General features: G+C 50.6%; 3 protein-coding genes. All 3 read right to left on the bottom strand.

Annotated features, from left to right (window positions below; genetic code table 11):
* Window positions 1–4,021, bottom strand: a 4,021-nt coding sequence (locus FWE06_08915; protein MCL2547288.1) for a VWA domain-containing protein, incomplete at its 3' end; no start/stop codon positions are given.
* 255 nt (window positions 4,022–4,276) lie between these two features.
* Window positions 4,277–5,503 (bottom strand): xanthine/uracil permease, encoded by a 1,227-nt coding sequence (locus FWE06_08910; GenBank protein MCL2547287.1) that lies wholly within the window; start codon window positions 5,501–5,503, stop codon window positions 4,277–4,279.
* A 118-nt stretch (window positions 5,504–5,621) separates the two neighbouring features.
* Window positions 5,622–7,355 (bottom strand): adenine deaminase, encoded by a 1,734-nt coding sequence (gene ade, locus FWE06_08905; protein ID MCL2547286.1) that lies wholly within the window; start codon window positions 7,353–7,355, stop codon window positions 5,622–5,624.
* Window positions 7,356–7,363: the final 8 nt, after the last annotated feature.

Here is a 7,363-nt window from a genome sequence, read left to right as displayed (position 1 = left end):
GCGGTTCTGTTGGTGGCGGTTCTGTTGGTGGCGGTTCTGTTGGTGGCGGTTCTGTTGGTGGCGGTTCTGTTGGTGGCGGTTCTGTTGGTGGCGGTTCTGTTGGTGGTGGTTCTGTCGGTGGTGGTTCCGTTGGTGGTGGTTCTGTTGGTGGTGGTTCCGTTGGTGGTGGTTCTGTTGGTGGTGGTTCTGTTGGTGGTGGTTCTGTTGGTGGTGGTTCTGTCGGTGGTGGTTCTGTTGGTGGTGGTTCTGTCGGTGGTGGTTCTGTCGGTGGTGGTTCCGTCGGCGGTGGTTCCGTTGGTGGCGGTGGCGGTGGGATTTCGTTGTACACGTTGTTGAATGTCACGATGAAAGGCTCGGTACCGTCTGTGACATAGATACTTTGTGTCAGTGAAGGCGTGACTGTTAATTCGAAGCTGTCAGGTACGTTGCCGGTGTTTTCCGCGACAGTGTAGTATCCCCATGGAAGCTCGTATAACGTGAATTGCCCATCAACAAAGTCGGCAAACGGTATGGTGATTTGTTGGAAAACCACATCGCCGATGTTTGGTCCGTCAGCATGGCCGACAACATCGAAAGTAATGCCAAGTGTTGCGGGATCAATGTTGGCTGGCAGCCCTGAGAAGTTCTTGATAATGGTCAAACTGCCCGGCGGCGGGATTTCGTTGTAAGTATTTTCAATAACCACTTCAACAAGGATGTTTTCGTGAGCTGTATTGGGATTCGGCACTTCAAAAGATTGCGGCAACCCCTCCCGCGGCGGATTTTCTGCCGTACCGTTTGTAATGACTGTCACCGACACATCAGGCGGGAAGAAGCCGTCGACATTGGCGTTGGCTTCATTGACAGTATATGTCCCGGGCTGGGGATTTTCAATGTAAATTCCCGTCAAGACGGCGTCAAGGTCAAAATACGGAATGCCGTTATTCATTATAAGGTCGCCGTTTGGGTCTGTGATGATGATTTGGAAATCGGACAGCAGGGTATAGACATCTTCTTCCGACAGACCTGCAAAAAGTTTGCGCACTATCAACGCGCTGTCGTAATCAATGCGCCGATATCGGTTAGTGAAATTGACCTCGCCCTGCATCCCGGCAGGTACATCGGCTGCGTCCATCGCGCCAATTGCCGAGCCGGGCGAGAAGCCGCTGATATGTCCGCCGCTTTCGCTAATGACATATAGCCCTGATGGAATATCTTCCAACAGCAGCTCCCATCTGTTTGCGTTGTTGTTAAAGGTAAAAGTGGGGCCGGGCGCGTTGCCCGGGAATGTCACCGTCATATCTTCAAAACCTTCGGGACCACTGATTGTGAAAAAGAGTGGTGTAGCAAAATCATCGGGTATGACGGGCAGTTGGCTGGAATCGACCGGCGTATCGTCATACTCAAAGAAAGCAAAGTCCTTGGTAATCAGCAACTTGCTGGGTTCCCAACGGATTGTCAGTCGCCCATTGTTGCCCAACCAGTGCTCTTTTAGTTGGTTGATCAGCATAAACATGGGGTACATAACATGGACTGCCGTATCTGTGGGATTGTCGGTTTTTATTACGGCATCCTCCGGCCCGAGAATATTGGCTTGATAGAAAGGGTTGCGCTCATGCGGCTGATAGAATGATAATGTAACGTTTTGACGGTCTACCGTTCCACTTGTCGTGATCCAATGACGATTGGAATAGAAGTAGTAAGTGTGTGGGTATTCGGCATTGCCGGATTGTGGAACGCGATGTCGGTCTCGGTAATCCTCAGACAAACCATCTCGTGTAATGCGCTCTGTGTCCAGTCCAACTGTGTATGTAACGCGAATGGGGGAGGTATTTACCCAAAACTCGCCGTTATGATAGCGCAGCGGGATGACGCTAGCAGGAATATACCAGCGCACCATTTGGTCATGTTGACTCAATTGACGCGAGTCAACGTTATAAACCTCACCAAACGTGCCACCTTGCAGTGCGGTGACGACATGCAGTGCAATATGCATCAAGTCAATTGTGACGGGCAGGCCATCAAATGTGCCCATCGGGCTATCGACCTCGCCCCACATGGGAAATAGTTCAACGCGTACTGCCGCGCCATCGGGCGGTGAGCCGTCGCTCCGCGCAAGGCCGACAAAGTTTCGGTCTGCATCGGCGTAGTATACAATTCGTCCGCCGTCAGCCAGATTGCCGACATCAATATTGGCCTGTACCAATGCCGTTACCTGAGATTTGGACACAAACAGAGGATCATCGGCGGCTGTACCATAGTTGAGTTGTCGCCACAAAATATCTTCATACTTATCTCGTATGCCCGGCGTGCCGGGTATACTGGGCGTCCCTGTATCAGGGTCGGTGGGTGTTGATGGTGTGTAACCCGTGTTATTGATAATAGCATCGCCAAACTCAGCCCGTGGCATGAAGTTGCCGTTCCACTCCACTCCATCAACGCCGCGGAAGGTCATATATTCGCCAAGCACATCGGAGAAAGTCAGCCAGCCGTCAAATGACTCATCACCCGGCCGCGCGTTAGTGATGGGGATGGAAGGCGTTACGTTGATGTTGTCTGTGATAGAATTAAAGGCATCTTCAAGTTCTGATAAATCAGTGGCCGGAAAAAAGTCATCGGCAAACGCCATATCTGCCAGAGTCAATGGTAAGGTGCTGTTGGAGGTTGTCATAGTCTGCCAAGTGTAATTGCCCATAGAAACCCTATGCTGTGCGCGAAATTGTGGCGTGCCGCCTTGTGCCACAGAGCGCAGTACAGCACCCATTGTCGGATCGGGATTGAGAGGGTTGTGGTCGATGGAAGAAGATGGCAGATTCATGCCGCCAGGACCACGTATAGCGTTGCTGACATTGTCGGCAGGGTGAAATCCCGGCGTATTATTCGACGTTTGGTTGCGAATAAATGGTTGCATAGATGCTTCAACGAGACGAAATGCGGGGTCGGTAGAATCGCCGAGCCCAAGGGTGAAAAAGTGTACGGCAACATCACTTTGATTTTCACTGACAGCTTGCGCGTACCAGTCTTGGACTGCGCGCCGATAGTAAGCCGCTGTCAACGTAGTCAAGAGGCCTATGCCGATTTCGCCGTAACTGCCGTCGCCAAGATCGGGTGCGCCAGGCGTACCGATTGCGGCCGATGCTCCTGCAGGTGGATGACTAAACTGCCAATCAGTCCAGCCGAGTGTCGGCTCGCCATCCGTCATTAGTATGATGTTAGGGCGGCGGGTAAACGTTAAGTCGGGACCACTCTCTTGTGAAACAGTAATGGTGCGGTCGGTGTTTTGTGTCAATACGTGCGCACCTTCATAGATGCCCCATTGTGTGGGCGTTGAGCCTTCAATGCGGATACGATTTATATTGACGGGGAACGCCGGATCCGGCGCCAATGCTGCTTGAATATTCGGGTTGACTGTCAGCCATGGCTGCTGATCAACAGTGTACTTATCCAACGAAAAGAAGCTGTTGGATTCGGCGTCGCCCATGATACTGTATCGCCCGAGCGGCAGGATTTGCTCCCGTCGCGCTATGCCGCCGGTCTGTCCGCCGTAGCCGACAACGGCAACCCTGTTATGTGGATTGGCGCGCATCAAAATAAGGATGGCTTGGTTAAGTGATTCAACCAACGCCCATATACGTGTACGAGTACCAATGCCTTGGATGTAGACACCACTGGTATACATACTGCCAGACAGATCAATGATAAATACGGTATCTGCCGGAATAGCGAAATTTTGTGAAAAAGTGAAATCTTGACTTAACGCCGATAACGTAACGTCAAATGCGTCAGCCGGTGCGCCGGCTGGCTGGTTAGCGGCCGGCCGGACAGACTTATCAGTCCATATGCGGCCGGCAGTGCTGCCATATTCGCCTTGCAAAATGTCGGTAAAACCCATCTCAGCAGGGTCGTTGCTAAGGGCAGCCGTTATCGGATCGGTCACCAGACCCAGTGCATCCAACGGGGCTTGCACTGTAGCTCCCATTGTCGAATACATCAAGATGAGAGCCAAAAAGATGCTAGTGACCTTTTTGAGTGTGCGTTTCATACATTATCCTCCTTTTAATAGAAATAAGCATTCAACGTCGCGCCCGCTTTGGGCTTGTCCGCTGTACACTTCATTTCATTGTTGCTTAGTATTCGATTTCCTACAACAGTTTTATGGGGCATTTTCGAAAATTGTGAACAAAGATGCGAAAAGTATTCAAAATATATCCATGTTTTTCTCAGCTGTTTATCAAGTATGAGAAAATCCTCCGGTTCATATATGAACCGGAGGATTTTCTGTAATTCAATGATTGTCTTATAATCCGAAGTACTGCCCAATCTCGCGTACCAATATGCCGGCGACCAGTCCGAGGAACGGGTTTTTGGTCAATGCCGTGATGGCCAAAGCGGCCGCCGCGATAGGTGAGCGACTCGCTGCTTCGGCAATGGTGTCGACTTGTAATGCAGGGTTCGCGCTGATGCCGATAGAATTTCGCAGGTTTGGTACAAATGTTGAGAAGAAGCCGATGATAAACAGGAAACCGGCGATAGCTTGTACGGGGATGTATTTGACTGCTTTTGTCATTAGGCCCAAAAGCAACAGCAAAGCGCAGAGCAACATCATAATGACACCTGCCAGCACCGGCCAAGGTGCGGCAGCTGTTGCTGAAATAATTGCGCCGACAGGTGCACCGCCAAAGAGGACGGCGGGAATATCGGCAATACTGTTGATAACAGTCAAGTGATCCATGTTTTGCGTCGTTTCGGCGAAGCCGGCCGTAATGTTGCCAAAAGCAATATTGGTACCAATGTTCAAACTGATAAATGCCAACGCGAAGAGGATAGCGCTAAATGTAAGTTTGGGCTTCATAAATTTGAAGTCTGCCCAATATTCTTTCGTCCAGAATTTTGGGTTTTCATTCTGTGCCATATCACCAACGTAGCCGGAATTTGCTGCCATCTTAGCAATGTCAATGCGGCGGCCGCGCTTGCCCGTTTCAGGGTCTTTTTGAATGAAAACAAAGTCGATGGTTGCCAGTGTGACAGACATGGCGATGACGTAAACCAAGGCATGGCGATTATCCAGCCAAGAAACTCGCGGCACAAGCACATGCATACCTAATGCGCTAACAAATGAAATAATGCCGGTACGTTTTGCTTGTTTGAGCATATCGATGCTGATACCTGCCACCATGAGGCCAACACCTGCCATCATGCCGCCTACGACTGCCGGCCCTGCCCAGTCGGCAATCTCGGTGACCATACCGGTCATGCCAAGTGGAATCATGACAATGACAGCCAGTAGCAGAGCCGCAATTCGCTCATTCACATTTTTCATGTGATGTGAGACGGTCAAGATAGAGGATTGTCCTGAAATGGGTGTAATTGATCCCGTTAGGAAGTTGCCGACCGCGCCGACCAAAAACGCGAAAGCCGTCGGCTTCATTTTGTACCCTTGTGCTGCCGCCCAGCCCAGCATCGTCAGCCCGTTAATGGCGACAAAGACTACTGCGACAATGAGTACCCATACGTCCTGGAACATAGAAAGTTTTCCCCCTCATATTTTTTGAAAGCAGTACAGACACGCTGCGTTCTTGCCTCACATCATACACCAAAACCTAAAAAAAGGCAAGCTTTTTCGACGAAAAATCAGATAAAATCTATTCTGTTTCCAGAGGAATGAACGCAAATTTCGAAACATCAAACAACCCCATATCAGTCAGCTTTAACTCCGGAATAACTGGCAAAGACATAAAGCAAAGCGTCATCAGCGGCTCAACGTCGCCCCTAATGCCCAATTCGTTGTGAGCAACCTCATGCAAAGCCGTCAACCTCTCATCAACCCACTCACCGCTTTGGTTGCTCATAATGCCGCCGATAGGCAAGGGCATTGATTCCAACACCACGCCGTCTTTAACCAACACTACGCCACCGCCTTGAGCAATTAAACTCTCCACGGCAAATGCCATGTCTTTGTCTGTCGTGCCCGTCGTGATAATATTGTGCGAGTCGTGCGCAATCGATAAAGCTACTGCGCCTGCCTTGATGCCATAGCCGCGCAGCAAGGCAACAGCCACATTTCCGGTGTTTTGGTGTCGCTCGACGACTGCCAGCTTAACAATGTCAGCTACTTTATCGCGCACAAAGTCGCCATCAGCACCTAACTGCACTTGCGCCGTTCCCTTGCCGGTAGCAACGCCGCCCGGTAAAATGTCGATGACGTGAACTTTGTCACTTTTTAATCGCAGTTTGAATTTATTCTGTGAAAAGTCTTTAACATGGAAGCTGCTTTCCATAGATGAGCTGTCATGACGGGTCACCGGTGGCAAGTATTTGCCGTTATCAGCGACAAGCTTACCTTTGATAAACACCTGTGAAACGCCGAAATCAGTTAAGTTATCTAACAGCACAATGTCGGCACGAAGTCCCGGCGCAATTGCGCCGCGGTCGGAGAGACCAAAACAAGTTGCGGCGTTGAGTGTTGCCATGCGAATGGTAGTTATCGGGTCAATGCCGCAGCGCACACAGATACGCAAGTGATTATCCAAATGCCCTTTTTCTAAAATTGTCTTAGGCTGGCGATCGTCGGAACAGAGCAAGCAACGGGCGCTGTTCTGTGGTGTTACGCCATTGAGCAAAGTTTCTAAATCATGACAAGCCGACCCTTGGCGCATGAGAATGTACATGCCGCGCGAAATACGCTCTTGCATCCCCTCAATGGTGGTGCATTCATGGTCGGTGGCAATGCCCGCGGCGACATAGGCGTTAAGAGTGTTTCCCGAAAGTCCCGGGCTGTGCCCATCGATGGGCACGCCGGCATTATGTGCGGCAATGAGACAGTCAAGCGCGAAATCTGACGCTTCGACGACGCCAGGAAAATTCATAAATTCAGCCAGCCCTAAAAGCCGCTTATCTTTCAGTGCTTCCGCCATATCAGCTGCGCCGATGCTGGCACCTGCATGTTCAAATGGTGTGGCAGGTACGCAAGAGGGGAGCATATATTTAATATCAAGTGCCGTTTCGCGCGCTGCCGCTAACATATAAGCAACGGCTTCTAACCCTTTGATGTTGGCGATTTCATGCGGATCGGCAATGATAGTCGTGCTGCCGCAGGGCACTAAGAGGCGCCCGATTTCTTCCGGTGTCACATAGGCTGACTCAATGTGGATATGGCTGTCGATAAATCCGGGCGCGGCAAACTTGCCTTGTGCGTCGTGGACGACTTTGCCTTCATATGTCCCAATACCGGCCACACAACCATCGGCAATGGCAATATCGCCTTCAATAATTGTGCCGCCATAGACATCGACTATCTGGGCGTTTTTGATGGTCAAATCGGCTGATACGCGCCCGGCTGCCACGTCAATCCGTTTTTTTAATTCGGTCTTTGTCATGATAATCT

Source organism: Oscillospiraceae bacterium (genome assembly GCA_009780275.1).
Classification (GTDB): domain Bacteria; phylum Bacillota; class Clostridia; order Oscillospirales; family UBA929; genus WRAI01.
This window is presented reverse-complemented; position numbering and strand designations above follow the sequence as displayed.

Excerpts from the sequence above, each read along its gene's own strand:
- FWE06_08910 (MCL2547287.1), bottom strand. The coding sequence starts at position 5,503 with ATGTTCCAGGACGTATGGGTACTCATTGTCGCAGTAGTCTTTGTCGCC.
- ade (MCL2547286.1), bottom strand. The coding sequence starts at position 7,355 with ATGACAAAGACCGAATTAAAAAAACGGATTGACGTGGCAGCCGGGCGC.